The 19537-nt window shown below is 54.0% G+C and carries 13 protein-coding genes and 5 pseudogenes; 4 read left to right on the plus strand and 14 right to left on the minus strand.

Annotation, left to right across the window (positions count from 1 at the left end; translation table 11 throughout):
* Positions 1-197 precede the first annotated feature (197 nt).
* On the minus strand, positions 198-1424 hold the full coding sequence (locus LIX00_RS24005; RefSeq protein WP_227357235.1) for an FAD-dependent monooxygenase: 1227 nt from the start codon (positions 1422-1424) through the stop codon (positions 198-200).
* Between the two features lie 188 nt (positions 1425-1612).
* Between LIX00_RS24005 and LIX00_RS26420 the strand changes: the two are divergent.
* Positions 1613-1780: pseudogene (locus tag LIX00_RS26420) on the plus strand (DUF7333 family protein); the annotation flags it as partial.
* Positions 1781-2303: 523 nt separating this feature from the next.
* Here the strand turns inward: LIX00_RS26420 and LIX00_RS24010 are convergent.
* From LIX00_RS24010 to LIX00_RS24040, 9 genes and pseudogenes are all read right to left on the minus strand, one after another.
* The gene (locus tag LIX00_RS24010) at positions 2304-2738 is read right to left on the minus strand and encodes a DUF488 family protein, N3 subclade (RefSeq protein ID WP_227357236.1); all 435 of its coding nucleotides are present in this window, start codon (positions 2736-2738) and stop codon (positions 2304-2306) included.
* 332 nt (positions 2739-3070) lie between these two features.
* Entirely contained in the window at positions 3071-3805 is a 735-nt protein-coding gene (locus LIX00_RS24015) for a uroporphyrinogen-III synthase (protein WP_227357237.1), read from the minus strand.
* Positions 3806-4297: 492 nt separating this feature from the next.
* The gene (gene gdhB / locus LIX00_RS24020; RefSeq protein WP_438267120.1) at positions 4298-5599 is read right to left on the minus strand and encodes a glutamate dehydrogenase GdhB; all 1302 of its coding nucleotides are present in this window, start codon (positions 5597-5599) and stop codon (positions 4298-4300) included.
* A gap of 2 nt (positions 5600-5601) precedes the next feature.
* Complete coding sequence (locus tag LIX00_RS24025) at positions 5602-5745, minus strand: rubrerythrin-like domain-containing protein (RefSeq protein ID WP_227357239.1); 144 nt, start codon at positions 5743-5745, stop codon at positions 5602-5604.
* Positions 5746-5853: 108 nt separating this feature from the next.
* Positions 5854-8736, minus strand: a complete 2883-nt coding sequence (locus LIX00_RS24030) for a bacterio-opsin activator domain-containing protein (protein WP_227357376.1) — start codon at positions 8734-8736, stop codon at positions 5854-5856.
* Positions 8737-9059: 323 nt separating this feature from the next.
* A pseudogene (locus tag LIX00_RS24035) lies at positions 9060-9358 on the minus strand (hypothetical protein).
* Between the two features lie 108 nt (positions 9359-9466).
* Positions 9467-9634: pseudogene (locus tag LIX00_RS26570) on the minus strand (DUF8129 domain-containing protein).
* Positions 9631-9789: pseudogene (locus LIX00_RS26575) on the minus strand (DUF7389 domain-containing protein); the annotation flags it as partial. The pseudogenes LIX00_RS26570 and LIX00_RS26575, both read right to left, overlap by 4 nt.
* Before the next feature lie 134 nt (positions 9790-9923).
* A complete protein-coding gene (locus tag LIX00_RS24040; RefSeq protein ID WP_227357240.1) occupies positions 9924-11798 on the minus strand; it encodes a glycoside hydrolase family 15 protein in 1875 nt (624 codons plus the stop codon).
* A gap of 658 nt (positions 11799-12456) precedes the next feature.
* Here LIX00_RS24040 and LIX00_RS24045 point away from each other — a divergent pair.
* Both LIX00_RS24045 and LIX00_RS24050 read left to right on the plus strand, forming a co-directional pair.
* On the plus strand, positions 12457-13434 hold the full coding sequence (locus tag LIX00_RS24045) for a transcription initiation factor IIB (RefSeq protein ID WP_227357241.1): 978 nt from the start codon (positions 12457-12459) through the stop codon (positions 13432-13434).
* A gap of 485 nt (positions 13435-13919) precedes the next feature.
* A complete protein-coding gene (locus LIX00_RS24050) occupies positions 13920-14366 on the plus strand; it encodes a universal stress protein (protein WP_227357242.1) in 447 nt (148 codons plus the stop codon).
* A 54-nt stretch (positions 14367-14420) separates the two neighbouring features.
* Here the strand turns inward: LIX00_RS24050 and LIX00_RS24055 are convergent, their stop codons facing one another.
* The 4 genes and pseudogenes from LIX00_RS24055 to LIX00_RS24070 all read right to left on the minus strand — a co-directional run.
* On the minus strand, positions 14421-15692 hold the full coding sequence (locus tag LIX00_RS24055; RefSeq protein WP_227357243.1) for an MFS transporter: 1272 nt from the start codon (positions 15690-15692) through the stop codon (positions 14421-14423).
* A 784-nt stretch (positions 15693-16476) separates the two neighbouring features.
* Positions 16477-17025, minus strand: coding sequence for a DUF7972 family membrane protein (locus LIX00_RS24060; protein WP_497007358.1), 549 nt, complete (start codon positions 17023-17025; stop codon positions 16477-16479).
* A 334-nt stretch (positions 17026-17359) separates the two neighbouring features.
* On the minus strand, positions 17360-18148 hold the full coding sequence (gene pheA / locus LIX00_RS24065; RefSeq protein WP_227357245.1) for a prephenate dehydratase: 789 nt from the start codon (positions 18146-18148) through the stop codon (positions 17360-17362).
* Between the two features lie 65 nt (positions 18149-18213).
* Positions 18214-18844 (minus strand): annotated as a pseudogene (locus tag LIX00_RS24070) (biosurfactant protein 1); the annotation flags it as partial.
* A gap of 135 nt (positions 18845-18979) precedes the next feature.
* Here LIX00_RS24070 and LIX00_RS24075 point away from each other — a divergent pair.
* Positions 18980-19531, plus strand: coding sequence for a DUF7342 family protein (locus tag LIX00_RS24075; protein ID WP_227357246.1), 552 nt, complete (start codon positions 18980-18982; stop codon positions 19529-19531).
* Positions 19532-19537 lie beyond the last annotated feature (6 nt).

Below are 19537 nucleotides of genomic sequence, written 5' to 3' on the forward strand. Positions count from 1 at the left end.
TCTTGTTGGATTCTTCTTGACGATGGGAGCTCTGTATCGCAGTATGGTTACGTAACATCGGTCATAAATGAGTTTGAGAGATGGTTGCCTGCCTGTCAACTCTGGGGCATGTTGCCACTTGGGCCACATTTCCATAAAAGACGACGGTTCATTCCTCCAACTGCAGCACCAGCGCTTGCTGCCAAGCCAGCGAGAAATCATTCCACAAAGAGGTCACGATCGACCGACGGCGGTTCAGGACCGGTTTCAGTGCGACGCGAAAATCTTGTCGCCAAACTCACGAGCGCTGCACCACTTCGGAGTACTGGTGCGTGGAAGGACTGGGGAAGGTAATCGTGTATCGTGAGAAGCCGAGCTAATCCTTCTCCCATTAGCTGTTGGCTCTCGATTACCTCTTCAATCACTGGACGGCGGATCCGCTCAACTCGCTGCAGAACGCCGGTCGATACTGAAGCCGTCTCCTGTTTGAGTACCGGCGTGAGTATCCGATGTGCGATGACCGCGTCTTGAATCGCTAAGTTGTTTCCCTGGGCGCCGATGGGAGAGGCGACATGTGCGGCGTCGCCAATGAGCAATAACCCATCTACAACCCAGCGCTTAGCGAGCGCTGACTGAACCGACAGTAACGCACACTGGTCGAATGAGGTGAGGTGCTGGTCGACACTATCTGCGAGTCTAGGCTCGATACCGGTGACCTGGCTCCGAAAGGACTCGATACCGCGGTTCCGGAGCTCCGGGTACGTACCCTCTTGAATGAGCAAGCCGTACTGAGATTCGTGGTCGCTCAGCGGGGAGTACGCGAGGACACCGTCTCGTTCGATACGCAGATGTGTCGTCAGATCTGCTGCTGCACGGGGCAGTCTGAACCAGACGACCTCCGATCCCGTCTCTTTTGTTTGCAGGTCTATCTTGGCAGCGTCTCGGGTCGTTGAGTACCGCCCATCGGCTCCAACCACGAGCCGGCTCCGGATGGTGAGCCGCTCACCACTCGGTCGTGTCGTCGCTGTGACGCCCGAAATTGTTCCGTCGTCACGGAGGAATCCATCCACTGTGGTGGAGTTGAGAAACGAGAAGGTATCGTACTTTTGGGCGCGTGAAACGACGCATCGAAGCAGCGGTGGCTGCTTCATGAGGATGACCTGCTCATTGTCGAACTCGAACAAGGGATACGACCGACCATAGGCGACGAGCGTCCCTCGAGCAATCGTCTCGTGGGGAAGTGATTCGATGTCATCACGGAGATCCATCTCCGCGAGGAGGCTCGGAATCGGCGGTCGGAACCCGTACCCTCTGAACTCCCGATTGAGTGTCTGCTGTCGTTCGACCAGTGTCGTCTTCACGCCGCTGCGTGCAAGCAAGTAGGAGAGGATGCAGCCAGCTGGACCTCCACCAACAACGACGACATCAGTCGAATAGTCAGTCACTGGATCCCCTCGTCATGGCCGCTCGTTTGTTGGCTGGTACTCACGCCGCTCACAGGTACACTGTACCGGATTGATCATATAAAGTCTGAACGAAGAAGTTGCACTCTTGACTACTAATTCTCGCATTCTAATTTCGAATACATTAGAATCTAGACTGTTACCGGGAAAGTACGGGGTTTGACCTTCCCAGAGCAGGCGGGATTCTTATCATTATCCTTGGCGCCGGTGGGCTGGCCGCAAGCGAAGTCATGACGTACTATACGGTGCTTATGTTAGTACTTTCCTCTACGGCTATCTTCGTAGCCGTTACCTTCTGGCTCGAAATGAATCATGGGGAGTACCGCGCACTCGGGTAACCGATTCAACAGCAATTGATTCACAAAGATGAGTAGACAGTGAAATGCGGATTCGGACGTGCCTTCGACAGGATATTAGGATTGCACGAACGGAGTGGATACGGGAACACCGCAAGTTCGGGTACCCGGTGACTGGACGGCCGAAGTTGCTCGTTGACGATATCGCGTTCACGCCCATTCGAGGATAATGCATATTGGATAAGATCGAGACTTTGCTGCGGGGCAATCCCCCGAGCGCATCACGCAGTCTCTTCGCGACTATTGCGCTCGCTAGAGAGGTGTGGCGAAGCACACCGTACAATGACTACACGGCCGTTCTGCTACTACCAGCAGCAGTCGTCGCCGTGTTCGATCGCGTCTGCGCGGGGTTTCATCAAGGATTACTATCGGAACGTCGTCGATCTCGTTTGGGAGATCCTCGTCCACATCGACGCTGATGAGGAATTCGTTAATTGCCTAGTCGAGTGACTTGCGACTACGTAGATAGAGTTGCTCGAATAGAGAGCTACACGACAAACCTTGACTACTGTTGCTCAGTGATGTGCTCTTTAAGCAGCGTTCGGTGACATCGTTTCTGGTCGGTGTTTTCGAAACAGACGAAGATGAGCTGTTCGTCGTCACGAAGCCTGTCCGTGAGTTCAGCGATCGCCTCCTGAGCACCCGTGGCCTCAGAGAGATGTGATCGGTACCGGTCCTCAAACCCAACCTCGTCCCAGGCAGCATTATGTGCCCCTTCGTCACACATTCCCTGCATTTTAAAATCTTTGTGACGCTGTTTGAACTCGTCGAGGAGGTCTACCGGAGGACCGAGTGCTGGATGGTTCTCATCGATTGTTGATCTGAACCAGCCAGTTGGCCGTCGAACCACACCCACGAGCGTAGCCTTCGCAGGAATGTCCACGAGATCATGCTGTAGCGCTGCGACGTACGTATCATCGAGGAGGTCGGAAGTGATCATGATCTCTGTCTTAGCCGTTTGGAGCCCAGCGTAGTCAACCTCTCGGTGGACGTCTGTGTCGACCCTGTCCGATGGGGGCTTCTGTGATCGTGCAAGAGTTGAGGTGTGGCTGGCCTAAGCCGTTGATGCTCCAGCAGGTAGGACATCCACAATGTCAAATATGCCGCGAAACGACGGACCAGCGGATGAACAACGCGTGACGCTAGCACTGTAAAAAATTCTCGACGAACTCTCTGGGTATGCACTTCAGTGAAAGGAGCTCACACATATTTTCGGTTACCCCTTCCTGGAGTGGTTATACTGCCGCTCAGAGGGGGTATGAGGACATAGGGTTAATTACGGGAACCGATTTCCTTCACGGTAAGCTCTGCGAGCTGAGAGAAACCTACTGTGTCCGGTATGACGTCCACCGTGACACCATGTTTCCGGATAGCACGAGCTGTCGGTGTCCCAATGGCCCCAATAATTGTCCCCGCTACTCCTCGTTGGAGTGCGGGTAGACCGTCTTGCTCCACAGCGATTTCGCAGAAATGGTCCACTGTTCTCGGTGACGTAAAAAGTATCCCATCCAGTTGTCCGTCCATTGCGAGGGTGACTGATCTACCAGCAGTCGTCGGGCGATCCAATTGATACAACTGCGTCTCATGGACATCTGCACCGGCGGCCTTGAGCCCCTGGACGAGTACATCACTCCCATGTGCACTCCGAACGATCTCGACAGTCGATCCGTCGACCTCAACAGCGAGTTCTTCCACGAGACATGTGGACGTGAACGTCGACGGCACGACATCAACTGAAACACCATAGTCTTGTAATGCCGAAGCGGTCTGCTGGCCGACGGCACACACCGTTGAACCGCTTGGATGCCAGTCTTGTTCGACAGCTATCTTTACTCCGGTCTGGCTTGTGAAAACACAGTAATCTGCTGCCGATGGTGTCTCTCCGGTCGGACGAATTGTCAACATTGGATCAGCCACTGTTGAAACTCCAAGTGAACAGAGATACTCAACTGCGTCGGCGATACGATTGTCATCGGGTCGGAGGACAGCTACAGTCGGATTGTTCATGTTTTGAAACATGGCGCTATTGGAGATGTTCGTATTGGAATTCGTGCGTAGCGGTCTGGGAAATCCGTTATTTTCTGGGCGTTACACCGGTCCCATTACAGCAAGCCAACTCAGAACTGGCCCAGCCGTGACCCTGACCGTGGCTGCGCCGAATCCGAAGGCGATGAGACTCATAAATAGGACAAATTTGGCGTTAGCATCCTTCACACTCGCAAGGAGTATGAGAAGTGTGAGTGACCCAGAGAGGAGACAGATGAATCCCCCGATGAGAAACCCCTGAATCGTGAACACGGGATCTGAGAAACTCAACAGTGGGAATGAGGGCGTATAGACACCAGCTACATGGAGAGCAATGCCGATGCAAAGATAACCGACGAAGCCGATCACTGTCACTGCGCTCCCAACCAATGACAGCCGGAATACTTGATAAAGCCCTCGCTCAAGCGGCGTTGATGGATGCCACGCTCGCATAGTTGAAGGTTGGGGCATCTACTACGGCCACAACCCTCTTGCTTTGTGTGCTTCCGCGATGCGGGACAGTGCGACGATGTACGCTGCATCACGCCAAGTAACGTCACGCTGCTCGAACTCAGTTTGGACGGCACGCCAGGCAGCCTTCATCTCTGCTTCGAGTTCATCGTTCACCCGTCCGAGTGACCACGCCCGCCGACTGATGTCCTGGAGCCACTCGAAGTAGCTCACTGTGACGCCGCCAGCGTTGGCGAGAATATCGGGAATTACAGCGATATCCCGCTCTGCAAGAATTGAATCAGCCGTGGATGTCGTCGGGCCGTTCGCACCTTCGATGACGAGATCTGCGGCGATTTCTTCCGCATTCTCTTTGGTGAGCACGTTCCCCAGTGCGGCTGGAATGAGAACGTCGACGTCGAGCGTAAGCAACTCGTCGTTTGAAATCACGGTGTCTGCATATGTGGTGACGGCTTCTGGCTCCTCGTCGTGCGATGGGACTGAGGCCGTATCAATCCCTTCTGGCTCGTACATCGCTCCATTCACGTCGCTGATTGCAACGACGGTCGCGCCCCAGTCGTCGAGGAGTCGAGCTGCATTCGCCCCGACACTCCCGTAGCCCTGGACTGCCACGGTGGTATCCTCAAGCTGCCGATCATAGTACTCGCAGACTAGTTGCGTGATAATTGCAACGCTCCGTCCGGGTGCTTCTTCGCGGCCTTCACTGCCACCGATGACTGGCGGTTTGCCAGTGACTACACCCGGTGTTGTTTCGCCTTCCTGCATCGAGTACGCGTCCATCAACCACGCCATCGTCTGAGGATCTGTTCCCATGTCGGGGGCGGGAATATCTTGGTTGGGGCCGATAACGTCGCGAAGTTCCTGTGTAAACCGTCGAGTGAGCCGCTCTTTTTCGGTCGAACTCAGCTCCTTCGGGTTGACAGCAACACCTCCTTTGGCACCCCCAAATGGGAGATCCATGACTGCGCACTTCCAAGTCATCCACATGCCGAGCCCGACACATTCATCCCGAGTCACCTCAGGATGGTACCGAAGCCCGCCTTTAAATGGGCCTCTGACACTGTCGTGCTGGGCTCGGTAGCCCGTGAACACCTCGACGGTTCCGTTGTCCCGTTTGATTGGAACCGTTACTTCGTGGACCTTTTTCGGATATTTGAGCCGTTCGACGATATTGGGGTCGATATCAAGGTGATTGGCGGCATGGTACAGCTGTCGGCGAGCCGTTTCGAGCGCTGACTCTGATTCGGTCGATTCCATTGGCGCATTATTTGATTCATCGCAGGTAGCATCGGTTTGGGATGTCATAGTTATTCCAGCGGTATTCGACGGTTTCGCATTGGCCCGCCACAATCAGGGCACTGACTGGGGCCACTCACTGCGATGATGATGTTGCCACACTCGAAGCACTCGTATGGGGTTTCTTTGTCCGGTTCGGGTTTGACATCTCTCATTGTGGAATCACGAGTGCCAGCAAGTAACCTTGGCACTCTGTGTAGAGGTAGTAAGTGTATTAGGGAATATTCCACGGTTAATTACTATACCGATCTCAGAACAAGAGGTTAGTTATTGAACCTGACCGCCCCCGCGATAGAGAGATTGTTCTCCTCAAAGAGCGTTGTGAACAATTTTCGTTGAACAGTGCGGGCGTGCTTATAGAATGCAGGTGGAGAGATCTCGAGCGTCTCCGCAACTTCTTCGCCAGTACTCCTGCGCGGTGACTCGAAGTAGCCACTATAGTATGCTGTCTGGATCACCTCAAGTTGCCGCTCTGTCAGCTCCTCGAGGAACTTCGAGTATAGGTCGTGTTCTATCGACTGATCGAGCGTCTGCTTGGCGCGGAGTTCGATATCAGCAAACGTCTCACGGACGAGTTGCGTGATCGTTCGGACGTCGATGCTATCCGGGACATCGATGACGAGCGACGTCATGGTCGGATTCGCAGTCGCTTCGCGGAAGACGGCGCCATGATCAGCCAATTCTAAGGCGAGAAACGGCTGTGTGAGCCGGAGCCGCAGTACGCCACCCTCACCATCCGTACTGATCTGTTGTACCTCGTCGATGCCGACCATCTGCGAGGCGGCGTCTGCAACATCATTTATTGCCCCGTCGTCGACAGTCACGAACACGTAGCTTCCTTCCGTGGATTGCTGGACGCCACCCTGATACGAGAGTGTGCATCCCGCGTTCTGCGCGAGCCGTGAGAGGACGAACGTTGGATCGTCGATGGTGAATTCGACGCGCGTTATTGACGTCGTGAGCAGGGCATTCTTCCGCTCAATCGCACTCAGGGCGGACGCGATGGTTTCGCCGAGTTCGGCCAGGACAGCCTTCGCCGTCTTGTTGAATGCATCCTGGGTCGGTGCATACACCGTCAAGACGCCGTGCGTAAGGTCGTTGTACACGAGCGGAATGCTCAGTACGGAGAGGTAATCACGAGAAAGAGCGTCCTTCCGCCACGCTTCGTCACGGAGACCAGCAGCAACGTTCGTCACCATCGTTACATCGCCGGTGGCTGCGGTTTGGCTGGCTGGCTCTGCACCTGACGCTTGGACGGCGAACGTCTGGCTATCTAAATACCCCTGTTCGGTGCCGGCCCAGGCCCGTGGCTCGAGGGTGTCGGTCGTTGGATCGACCGTCCCGATCCAGGCAAACCGGAACCGATCATCAGCGGTCAACAATTCACAGACCGTATGATCGATTTCCTCGCGCGTTTCCGCTTGTACGAGGGCTTGATCGATCTCCCGAATCGTCTCGTTGATGCGATTTAGGGCGGTTAGTTGCTCGTTTTGCGCCTGGAGTGTCCGGTCTTGCTCCCGGAGTCGTGATTCCCGCGTGACGCGGTCGAGGGCTGCCTCGGCGGTGGCTGCAAGCAGGTCGGCCAGTTCCTCCGTCACATCGTCGAAGGTTCCGATCTGGTTTGAGCCCGCGATAAAAACGCCATGGTGTCCGAGTGGAATGTAGGTCGCACTTCGGAGGTCGGTGGCATGGTTTCCGAGCCGGTCTGCATCGTGGACATCATCGAAGAACAGCACTTTATCCTCGACGAAACTGTAGCTCGGGAGCGTTTCACCATCGGCGTGGACAGTCGGGAGCGGTCCGTTTAGCTCAGTCATTGTCACCGAGTGTGCTGCAGGTCGGAGGTCGTTGGCATCGGCATCGAAGAGATAGACTGCACTTGCATCGAGATTGAGCACTCCAGGTGTATCATCGACGATGTGTTGGGCAATCTCTTGATGAGTCTCGGCGTAGAGGAAATCACGGGCTGTCTCGTGGAGCGTAGCGAGTGCCTCCTCGCGTTGTTTGCGTTTTGTGATATCCCGACAGCTGAAAAGAAGCGTCCCGTCCTGAATCGAGACCTCACGAACGTTGACGAGAAGCGTGTGCTCGCGACCAGCCTTGTCTGTCGCCGTGGTTTCGATGTTTTTGAGAACGCTGTCTTCCGCGAGTTCCTCCCGGTCGAAGAGATCCTCGCCAAGGAGGTCATTGATTGTTCCTAGCTCACGTATCTCCTCAGCTGTATACCCAAAGATGAAGTGGACATTGGGGCAGACGTAGGTGTACTCGCCGGCTTCGTCCGTGATGAGGACAGTGTCGGTCATGTTGTTGAGCGTGACGCGATGGAGTTCCTCCGATTGTCGGAGATTCCGTTCAAGGTCGACGCGTTCGGTGATGTCGACGCCTTCAACGACGACCGAAACGAGTTCACCACGTTCATTCTCGACGGGGCGTACGGAGAGGTCGATAACGCGTGGGTCATCGACGTGTGGCAGCTGTGAGACGACCGCCTTGCCGAACGTCCCGTCGAGTGCTTTCTCCACGATCTGTTGGACATCCGCGTTCGCCGCACCCAGCTGTGACCACCATGGGAGCGTCCAGAATGGCTCGCCGACAATTGTGTCAACGTTCTCATCGATCATCTCCCGTGCGGTCCGGTTCACACGAACGAGTGAGCCATCCGTGTTGAGCACCCAGGTTGCCGTTCGTGAATCGTTAAAGATTGCGTCGAATTGTCTGGCGCGCTCCCGCTGGGTGGCCGACCGTTGTGCGGACCGAATCGCACGTTCAGTTCGTTCGACGAGCTCGTCGGTCACCTGTTTGGCTGGGTCTGTGACCGCAATGTAATCGGTGACGCCGGCTTCGATGGCCTCACTGGCGATGGCTTCGCTCCCAGCGGCAGTCCCGAGAAGGACGGGAAGCGTGGTGGTTTCGGTGCGAATTTCACGGAGTAGGTCTACTCCAGTATTCCCGTCAAGGCTGTATGCGCTGATGAGACAGTCGAGTGGCTCGGTCCGGAAGACGTCGAGTGCCTCCGCCTCGGTTTCGGTTATATAGACTGTCGCGTCAGTCCATGTTTCAAGTGTCTCTGCGAATTGTTTGACCCACTCAACAGCCCCGACAAGTAAGACAGAGGAACCGTCGAGTACGGATGGAGATAAGCCCATCATTCGACAGCCAAAGTCCGGTTGGAAGATAGTTTAGTGGCGATTTTGAGGTGGGTCCACCTCTGCAGTACTGAATTGAGTCGCCCAATCATGACTAGTTAGTCTTTAAACCCCAGAATAGATATGGGTGTTTGTTATTCAACCCGAGAGGAGCAGAGTAAATTATGAACGAGAAACCGCTGATGTTCGTACTCGTTTCCGATTAGCAATGTTTCCTGAAAGTAGCTGTCGTACTACTCTCTTGTTTTTCAATCAAAGATGAACTGGTGTTCTGGCGCTCTCTTTCTTAACCAACTCTTCACGCTATCTCAGCCGATTGTTGGTTAATCCTCGAACAGACACTGTATCGCTGCTTCACTAACGGTGAGCGCCTGCTGGTCGGCGTCCGTATCCGCGAAGAGCGTGGACTGATCACCCACTGCGGACGGCGCTACTTCGGGTCGATCATCGATGCCGAACTCACTGGTTTGGATCGATCCAGCCGCGAATCCCAGTAGTAGTGTTCGACGTTTGTGCCAAAGTTCTCGAGCGAGGTCTTAACGCTCATCTCTGTAACTTCAAGTTGGCCATCGACTTCGAATGCAGTCTGTCATTGGATCTCGATCTCGGGTTGGTCGTTTATCTGTTTCAAACCTTCACTCGTGATGATGCCGACAAACAGTTCGCGAGCACCCCTTCAGGTATCCTCCTTCCGAATCCCACTGGCCAGGTCTTCAAGCCAGCGGAGGATCTAGATGCGTTGCTGGTGGGCGCTCTCGTAGGTGACACGCGCTCGCAGTGTCTCCATGTCGTTGATCGTCATGATGCCGGCGTTGATGAGTCGCGTATTTGGTGGGTCGAGACGCTATCCCGGGGACAGTTCACTCGAATCTGGGTCGTGCTCTCCCGTGTCGCTCACTGCAGGCCACCTCCATGCTTTCTGAGGCGATAAGAAACAGCACCGGCCCGCAACTCGTTATCGTCTCCTGATTGGATCTGGTGGGCGCCTTCGGCGAGATCGTGGATGTACTCTCGGAGGGTCTCCATATTCTCGCGGACCTCTTTGAGCGTTTGTTTAGACCGATTTGGAATTTACAATAGCTCATTCGTTATTCCCTCGCGTTCAATTGGGTCATTGAATGCAGAAGAAAATCAGTGAAATAACCATGCAAAATGGAAGGAGTACACCCGCTATGATTGACATAATGTCAGTCGGGAATGGCTACTCCTTCACCCAACCAGATACCAACTGGTTCAGGAGCGGTCGTCTCGGAATCACTCAACCAATTGAGGTAGAGTGCGCTGTTGATCACTCCGATGTGACTGAATGCTTGGGGAAAGTTCCCACGATGCGTGCTGGCGTCGTCAGCAAGGTCAATCTCTTCAGCTAATAGCCCAAGCGGACTGACATACTCGAGAAGACTCTGGAAACGTTCACAAGCCTCCTCAATCTGCCCAGAAAGTGCTAATGTATCAACAAGCCAGAACGAACAGAGTACGAATGTACCCTCGTCACCCGGAAGTCCGTCTTCTCCATTGTAACGGCGTACGAATCCTTCATCAGTTTCGAGCTCTTGGCGAATGGCCGTAATCGTCCCTTGGATGCGCTCGTCATTGAAGGGGAGAAAGCCAACCATCGGAATCAGGAGTGCCGTTGCGTCAAGTTCCTCACCGTCGAATGCACGAGTGAACGTATTTCGTTCCTCGTTGAATCCTCGGTCGAGGATGGTCGTCCGAATACGCTCGCGAGAGTCTCGCCACCGATCGAGTGGAGCGTCCCACTCGCTCTGTTCGGCCAATGCGATAGCACGATCGAGTGCCGTCCAACACATTACCTTCGAGTGGACAAAATGACGTGGCTGGCTTCGAACCTCCCAAATACCGCTATCAGGTTGCTCCCAAATCTGTATCACGTAGTCGACGATATTGCTGTACGCACGCCAGTCGTTCTCTCCAAGTTCCCAGCCGTGGTGAACGGCCACTGACACCGCAAGGACGAGTTCGCCGTAAACGTCAATTTGGCGCTGATCGGCAGCAGCGTTCCCAGTGCGGACGGGACTCGAACCCTGATATCCTTCGAGATGATCGAGTTCTCGTTCTTCGAGGTCAACTTCGCCGTGGAGGCCGTATAATGGTTGAATTTCGCCAGGTGGCATCCGGCAAAGTTCGAGAAACCATTCAAAGTACGCGTCTGCCTCTTGCAGATAACCCATCTGCGTGAGTGCTTGGACGGTAAAGGCAGCGTCACGCGGCCAACTATAGCGGTAGTCCCAGTTACGAACACCACCAATCTCCTCGGGCAATGATGTCGTCGGAGCCGCCGCAATGGCACCTGTCTCGGTGTGCGTCAGTAGCTTTAGAACGAGCGCTGAGCGGATGACGATCTCCTGCCAAGAACTGTCGAAGTCGCTGGAAAATAGTGGAGCTTCATCGGAGTTGTGGGTCCATTCGCGCCAGTACGAAATCGTTCGTTCAAGTGCTTGGTCACATCCTGTGGCGTCTGGTGGGGACCCGTCACCATGCGCCAAGACGAGCCATCGGCTTTCGTCCGCTTCGAGTTGGGTGGTGGCGGCCGCATTCATCGAATCGGTTTCCGTTTGGAGATCGATATCGCTTGAGAGAGTGAGTTGTTGGTTACCACCTTTCGCGGTGATATTACCATCGTTAGAAGACACCTCCATGTCCGCCAGACCGTAATCGTGTCGTGGAGTGAAGTCGACCTCAAGGTCGACCGTCCCGTCAGTGCATTTGATCTTGCGATAGAGTGCCCGACAGGGTTCCTGCATCCCGGCCTCGGTTGGTGGCATGAAATCGGTTATCTGAACCGTGCCATCGTCGGTTCGAAACTCGGTTTGCAAGACATTCGTTTGGGGAAGATATCGTTGTTCAGTTTCGTACGCTCCGAGCAGGCTGATTCGAAAATGACCGCCTTGATCGGCGTCGAGGATGGCCGCAAAAACGCTTGGTGACTCGATGTGCGGTAATGGGTACCACGCAATTGCGCCAGTCGGATCGACAAGCGCACAGGTCTCCAAGTTTCCGACGATTCCGTATGACTCAATAGGTGGGTAGTTGTTCGTCATTGGCAAGCCTCCCTCTCTCGGCTGACTTGGTTTTCGGTGAACTCTACGGGTTGGAGTTGCAGCAAGATATATGGAATCATGCCTCATAGTACGATGGCTGTAAGTAAATCGGTTCGGGCGGCATTTCTCTGATTGAGCTAAAGAGGTATTTCTTGGCTCCCAACTGGGCTGTTCAGTGGCTTATGTGCTGTTTTCAGTGCTATACTGCAGGTAGTAAATTATAGTCTGCCGAACAGTCATTCGGATTGAGAACCGGAGAAGGAAACTAACAATAGTTTTTAGATTGAAGTTCAATATGATGGCGATTTTTCAGAAAGTTGTCTGATAGCTTCACTTTCTGAGTGAAAATCTATCGCTAGAGTATTCAATGCGTTGACTTTGTTCAGGCTTGGTTGTCACCTCGAGTGTTATCTCTAGGAACATATGCTCTCTGGTGATGCAATTTAACTATCAAACTGTATTTGAATTGAAGAAGAGTACCTGCTTCGCTGAAAAATTTGCATTGATTTTCCCATTGATGTTTTTCATCGACATATGTTCTTTGTAGCCTGATTCTCAGAATATGAGATTCCACCGATTCTTTACCTTAGTTGCCTCCAGTAGTATGCTAGAGACACACTCGGTCTGAGCAACGTAATCACCCTAGGAAACTAGACCCATGAATAAAATATCCATTGAACACAAGAATCACGCCGGAACGCGTGATTCCAAGAACAATGTTCCCGATGAGGAAACGCACGAAATTTGTCCTGAATGTAGCGGACGGATAATCCACGATGAGGAACACGGTGAGTCAGCGTGTGAGGACTGCGGTATTGTCCTTGATGAAAACGCCATAGACCGCGGTCCAGAATGGCGTTCATTCGACTCCAAAGAAACAGCAAACCAAAGTCGAGTGGGGGCACCACTCACGCACCTCATGCACGACAAGGGACTCAGTACGACCATCGGGTGGCAAAATAAGGATGCAAAAGGAAATCCTATTTCTTCGAATCGGCGAGCACAACTCCAGCGACTCCGTACGTGGGATGAGCGATTCCGGACGAAAAACGCGCAGGAGCGCAATCTTAAACAAGCCCTCGGCGAAATCGACCGGATGGCTAGTTCCCTCGATCTCCCGGAAAATGTTCGGGAGACCGCGGGTGTGCTCTATCGTCGAGCTGTCGAGGAAGAATTGCTTCCAGGTCGCTCGATTGAGAGCATGGCGACAGCTAGTCTGTACGCAGCTGCCCGCCAGCTGGGATCGCCTCGCACGTTGGCCGAATTTGCGACCGTCAGCCGTGTCGAGGAACGACCCATTCACCGTGCATACCGATACATTTCTCGTGAACTTGGTCTTGAAATTGAACCGGCCGACCCAGTGCAATACATCCCACAATTCGCATCAACACTCGACGTAAGCGACGAGGCTGAGCGTGTCGCACGTGAGCTCCTGGAAACGGCGAAAGCACAGAGTGTTCACAGTGGAAAAAGTCCGTCTGGACTTGCAGGGGCTGCCCTTTACGCTGCAACCCATTTGACGAACGAAGCCCTTACGCAAGAAACGGTGAGTAATGCTGCTCACGTCAGTAAAGTTACTATTAGAAACCGTTACCAAGAACTCCTCGAAGCACAAGGCAGACAGTCGAGGGAATAAGTATGAGACAAAGCATTCTCCGCGCACTCTCTCTTGACGATCCCTTACACATCACAGAAATTGCCGATCGAATCGATGAGCATCCCATCACCGTTGATCAAGCATGCTCACAACTCCATGACGATGAATATATTACTACGATCGGCGGTGGCCGTTATTGCTTGACTGACGATGGTCAGGAGTTCCTACACAACGGAGAGTAACAGAAAGAATCGGAGAATTCGAGAAAAGATGATGCAACGGCAGCTCAATTTGTTTCCCAGAATTACGGCTTTGTTAAAATGGTTTTAGACTGACAAAAAGGCGTGCTGAATAGAGAGCGTCTATCTCACAGGAACGTTCTATCACCAATACCGTTTGTAAATACGAGCCTCAACTTAACTTGGAGCGAGACTCTCATAGGCGTGTAGCTTTGTGTAGCCACATCATGAGCTGGCAAACTCCGGTGAACAATATTATCCGTGTGGACAAGGAACGTTCCGAGCATGTTCGACCGAATACTCATTCCAACGGACGGTAGTGACCCAGCCAAGCCCGCGGTAGAGATGGCGATCAACCTCGCTGAAGTCCATGATGCAACGCTCCACGTGCTCTATATCGTTGATCAGCCCACGTCAGTCTCCGGCATGGGGGAGGGATTCTCCGGTCTGGATGACCTCATGGATGCGCTTGAAGATCGGGGCCAACAGGCAACGAAAGCTGTCGTCGAACAAGCCAGCGAGCGAGATATCGAGACGACAGCAGCGGTTCGTCGCGGGAACCCGAATGACGACATCCTCACGTACGCAGACGACAACGGTATCGATGTCATCGTCATGGGAACGCACGGACGCACTGGAGTCAAACGAGCCCTCCTCGGAAGCGTTACCGAAAACGTCGTTCGCCATTCCGAGATTCCGGTATTAACTGTCCACCGAGACCCCGAAGAGTAAGGCTCGGACGCTAACCTGTCGCGGCTTCTCAGTAAGGGTTGGTGTGAAGGGAGTTTAGTGAAGAGCAGCCTCGTCTGCGGTCTCTTCAGGTTCCGAGATCAGCCATTTGAGGGCGGCTGCAACGATAACACAGAGTCCACTTAAGACAATGAAGACGGCAAATCCTCTCGCATATCCAATGTGCCCATAGATATCCACGAAGAGCCCCATCAGCGGGAGGATAACGAGAGTACCGCCACCGCCGATACCGCTGATCCAGCCCGAAGCTCCACCGACGGCCTCCGGGACGAACTTCGGCACCAGTTCGAACACGGCTGCGTTGGCGAACCCCATCCCCGTTCCGAGGACCATCATGCCGAGGATCGCGGGCCAGAATTCAGTGAAGAAGGTCATAATTGCACCGCCGAGGGCCATCACACCGAAACTAATGATCGCAACGAGTTCCCCGCCAAATCGGTCACTGATACTCCCGGCGGGAACCCGAATGAGGGACCCGTAGACGATGAAGATACCTGCGAGAAGGCCGGCCATTGTGAGCCCGAGTTCGTGGAACTCTGCCCAGTAGGTGGGGAACCAGGCTGACAGGGAGGTGAACCCGCCACCGAAGGAGACGGTGTAGAGGAAGACGAGGATCCATGTTCGGCGGTTTCTTGCGGACGTTTTCAGCGAGTCCCACGTGCCACCCGACGGGAAGATGTCCTGGCCGAGTTCGTCAGCGATTTCTTGTGATTCCTCCGGCGTTTTTCCATTTTTGCGGAGCTGGAAGTAGTACGGATCGACCGCATACACTGCGTAGATTGCGGTGATCACCAGCAGGAACACTAACCACGTCGAGTAGGCCATCGTCAGCCCCCAGATGCCGATGAGGACGGGAAGGACGTAAACGACCATCCCCGGGCCGATATTGCCGACGCCAGCGAACGCACCGAGTGCGAATCCCTGTTTATCGCTGGGATACCAGTAGGAGGTTTGTGTGATTCCGGCAGAAAACGTCGCTCCACCTGCACCCGCCAGGAATCCGAAAAACACCAGAACAGGATAGAGACTCATGTCGAAATTCTCTGGATAGGTCAGGAACAGTGTGACAACCAGGCCTGCTGTCCCGATGATCGTCGAGGCCATGAGGATGAGGAGCGGTTTCCGTCCGCCGACTTCGTCCACCCATGCACCGAATGGAATCCTGAGAATCGCCTTACTGAGGTGCGGTGAGCCCAGCAAGAGGCCATGAAGGACGCCGGCAAGCGCTAGATGTTCTTCGAGGACTGGCCCTGCCGCCCCGTAGAACACGATGGTGGTCAGACCCGCATAGAAGACGAGCGTGGACATGATAAGTCCGCGTTTAGGCGTCCCTGTAACATCGTGTTCATTCGCGAGCTGTCTTGCTTCAGTCATTACTTGGTTGTGATGGTTTTCTGTTGTCTACGATACACGACTGGATCTACATCGGTACCTTCGATCATGCAACATTGCCTTCGCTCTCTAATTGTGGAATTTTTCGTAGCCATCTTCGTACATTTTGATCGCGGCGACGGCCCCTTGTCTTTGTCGAATTATTTTTTGAGTGTCAATTTACCAGAACTCGAAATCAGCATTCTCAGTTACTCGTAGGTAGTGATATACTGACGTAGATTGATGAATTATCAAATAAATCATTGCTCTTCGCTGGCCGGGGAAATAGCGCTCAGAGAAGATACTATGTTCCACCGATTTGAGAACACAATATCGTGCACCCTGCGCTATTGACGGAGGGCGCACGGTCATCAATCGAGCGTCTATGTGAGGAAGCCGATCTCAATACAGAGGGTGAGTATCTGAAACCACACGGAGCCCGTTACGGTCTCGATGATAAATTGTTTCAGATGAATCCGACCGATACGCAGGCGGCGTTGCGCCACTCGTCGATTGTGACCACGAACAAAAATTCTCATACCAAGGTGAGATTAGTGATGGAATCGATAGCATACAAATCGACCCTTCTCATCGAATTGGTCTGGCGACAACAGCGAGGCAAGTAACGCTAATACCATGTGCCGACAGCGGGTAGCACAGGTCACTAGAAGTTCTAAATCGTACCCGCGTGTTAGCATCGATGACCCATCACGACGCGTTGTCACGCCTCGAACGGCGTAATCCCTGCGATATATTGTGTGACTGTTGCAATCCGAATGACGAATGCTATCAAGAGTGCAAGTGGCGCCAAGCCGAATACTACTGTCAAGACAGTGAGGGCGAACAGTGTCGGCGTAGGGGGAGTCGCAGTAGTGTAAGAAATCAGTTGGGTGAGGAGAGCAAGCGGCGTGGAGACGGCCAAGATTCCGATATAGAGGAGTGAGCGAGAAAACATCGCGAGTTCTTCTTTCATGAACGTGGTCGTAAAGTATTGTCGAGCAACATCGATGTTCTCTAAATCAGACGATAAATCACCGAGAATTGTGTGGAGCTGGTCGTGACTCTCTTCCTCATATTGCGTCTGTAACTTGCGGCAGTCATGGATATAGTCGCCATAGGCGATGCCAAGGATTGGAATGACTACGTTGGATAGATCATCAGTTGTCTGTTCCAACCTGTCGGTCACCTGTTTACAATGAGTGGGAAGACCGTGGAGAAGCCGATGGCTCGCTTTGTCGCTTGTTTCGGGGATGACTCCCTGGAGCGACAGCGCGCGCTGACGAGGGTGCTACGAGACTCCATGCCCTCTCCCCTGTTCGGTCGCGAGCGGAGCGAGGCGCGACCGCATAGAGCACTTCGGTAACGAACGGTGACCGGAGGGCGGCAGCGGCGGGTGGGGTGGACCGTAACGAATCATAGGTTCAGCCGGAATCGACGCGCAGTGACCCACTGCATTCGGCGGACAACGAGTATCATAAATGAGTTCTCACACCACTGTGCGGCATCCGACAAATGGTCTGTACAGGGGACCCACTGACGGATTCAGCGGTCAAACTGACTGGCACCTAGCAGAGGATAAGGTCCGAAATGCGCTTTCAACTCCGCTATGGATGGTTTGCGCTTGGGTACGAACCCAGGACATCCACTGCAGTGTATGTCTCGAGGCACTGACGGGCTTTCCCGAACGCCTCGCTCTCCTGATCAATTTCGGCCTCGATGTAGAAATAATAGTCGCCGAGTTCGCGTTTCGTTGGCCGCGATTGAATGTATGAGAGGTTGATCTCATGTCCACTGAAACTGCCGAGAATACTGTGGAGTTGGCCTGGACGGTCTTCAGGTGGGTCCAGTATCAGTGATGTCTTGTCATTCTCTTCGTCCATCGGTCCGTTCAGAATTAAGAACCGGGTAGCATTCGATTTCGTGTCCTGAACGCCTTCCCCGAGGACGTTCAGACCGTGAACCGTTCCAGCAAGCGGTGATGCGAGCGCGGCCTCATTTGCCCCGACCTCGCTCGCCGCTTTCGCAGTCGAGGATGCTTCGACAGTCTCCCAGCCGTGTTCCTGAATGAGTGATTTACACTGGGTGAGTGCCTGTGGATGGGATCGAACTCGTTCAATCGCCTCAAAATCACTCTCTCGAGAGAGCAGACAGTGATCAATCTCAAGAATCTGCTCTCCAGTGATTGTTATGTATCGCTCCCGAAGTAAGTCAATCATCCCTTCGACGCCGCCACCGAGGGAGTTCTCGAAGGCGATGATCGCGGTCTCGATGTCTGAGTCAAAGATGTCCGTGATCGTCGAATAGAAGGTTGGCGTGTAGCCGTAGTCGGAGAAATATTGATCTGCTGCTTGATGGGTGTACGTCCCTTCAGGACCGAGTAGTGCGACCTCCATTGTGGTCTCAAGTAGACTCAAGACGGCGTGCGTAAATAGTTCTCGCGATTACGCCCACTCGCCCAATTCACCATAGTCCTGAGACGTGACTCGTCGCAGATACCGTTTCCACGCTGGTTGTAAGCCGCGTCGTGACTGCCTGGTAGTGCTCCGACGCTGCCTGCCCGTTCCACCCTGTTCCGGTCACGGGCGGCTCTGAGAAGTTGCTTACCCTCCCCTGACGCAACTTGTACCGCGGCGGGGAGTAAAGGACATCGGGCGGCTAGCTGCAGGCACCTCGTCGAGATCGTAGAGTAGCATGTAGTCGTCGACAGCCGGTTCCGTCTTGTTCGAGGTAAGGAGATTCGCGGCGGCCCCGCCCTTCGCGACGGCGCCGTAGAACGTGATCAACTCGACGACTAGATGGACGATCCCGAGGAGCGTCGCGTCTGCTGGCTCGTCTGTACCGGTAGCTTCGTCACCGAGACAGTTGGTGAGACAGAACCGGCATTTTGTCTGCCCAACTGGAACCGACGCGCCACAGGACCGGCACTCACCGCCAGCTTCCGTCGGCTTGTCGGGGGTAGCCACCCGTACTCGTTGCAATGCGTTGCCGTCGAGATTCGCCGTCACACCCTCGTTGAACTTCTTGTCTAGAATGTGGGACGCTTCTCCCGTTGGACGTAGTTCCTCGATGTCTGAATATCGGTTATACATCGATTGGCTCGTACGTTCTGCCGTGATCGTATTTCAACGTCAGGGTGCCGTGCTCGCGATCACTTCTCGATTATATACGAAGATACAAACATATATGGGAGTATAGCACGAACACTGTTGGTAGAGGTGTCCAGAATGTCCGAGCCCTCACGGGATGATGTCCAGTTGTGGACCGAGTCGATGAGCGCCCGTGAACGTATTCGATCGGTCGCTGAAACGCTTCGTGAACCCCGGTCGGTCAATTGGATCAGCGACCAGGCGGACGCCGCCTGGAGTACGACTAACGAGGAATTGCAAGACCTCGTCAATCAAGGACAGCTGCGCCGCGTCGAGGCCGGCGAGACGACACTCTATCAGCCGGATTACACGCAATTGCTCTTCGACGAAATCCGCACGCTCATTGAGGAAAACTCACGTGAGGAACTCCGAAATGAGCTAGCGGCGATCACCGAGGAGATCGAGGCGTGGCAGGCGACCTACGACGTCGAGACGTGGGAGGACCTCGAACAGTCGCTTGCTGACGGTGACCTCTCGAGTGCTGATCTTCGCGAACGCCGCGATGTGATCGCGCTCTGGTGCGAGAACGAGGAAGACCGTCGACTCATCAAGCATGCGCTGGAGCTGTACGCGGATGTCGAATCCGCACGCGAGCACATGACGAATGTGGCCGACCGTGCCACGAGCTAATCGGTT

The sequence above is a fragment of the Haladaptatus salinisoli genome, from assembly GCF_020614375.1.
Classification (GTDB): Archaea; Halobacteriota; Halobacteria; order Halobacteriales; family Haladaptataceae; genus Haladaptatus; species Haladaptatus salinisoli.

Excerpts from the sequence above, each read along its gene's own strand:
- LIX00_RS24030 (WP_227357376.1), bottom strand. The coding sequence starts at position 8,736 with ATGGGCTTATCTCCATCCGTACTCGACGGTTCCTCTGTCTTACTTGTC.
- LIX00_RS24025 (WP_227357239.1), bottom strand. The coding sequence starts at position 5,745 with ATGAGAGATGTCAAACCCGAACCGGACAAAGAAACCCCATACGAGTGC.
- LIX00_RS24055 (WP_227357243.1), bottom strand. The coding sequence starts at position 15,692 with ATGTCCACGCTCGTCTTCTATGCGGGTCTGACCACCATCGTGTTCTAC.
- LIX00_RS24040 (WP_227357240.1), bottom strand. The coding sequence starts at position 11,798 with ATGACGAACAACTACCCACCTATTGAGTCATACGGAATCGTCGGAAAC.
- LIX00_RS24075 (WP_227357246.1), top strand. The coding sequence starts at position 18,980 with ATGTCCGAGCCCTCACGGGATGATGTCCAGTTGTGGACCGAGTCGATG.
- gdhB (WP_438267120.1), bottom strand. The coding sequence starts at position 5,599 with ATGACATCCCAAACCGATGCTACCTGCGATGAATCAAATAATGCGCCA.
- LIX00_RS24050 (WP_227357242.1), top strand. The coding sequence starts at position 13,920 with ATGTTCGACCGAATACTCATTCCAACGGACGGTAGTGACCCAGCCAAG.
- pheA (WP_227357245.1), bottom strand. The coding sequence starts at position 18,148 with ATGGAGGTCGCACTACTCGGTCCTGAAGGGACGTACACCCATCAAGCA.
- LIX00_RS24010 (WP_227357236.1), bottom strand. The coding sequence starts at position 2,738 with ATGATCACTTCCGACCTCCTCGATGATACGTACGTCGCAGCGCTACAG.
- LIX00_RS24045 (WP_227357241.1), top strand. The coding sequence starts at position 12,457 with ATGAATAAAATATCCATTGAACACAAGAATCACGCCGGAACGCGTGAT.
- LIX00_RS24015 (WP_227357237.1), bottom strand. The coding sequence starts at position 3,805 with ATGAACAATCCGACTGTAGCTGTCCTCCGACCCGATGACAATCGTATC.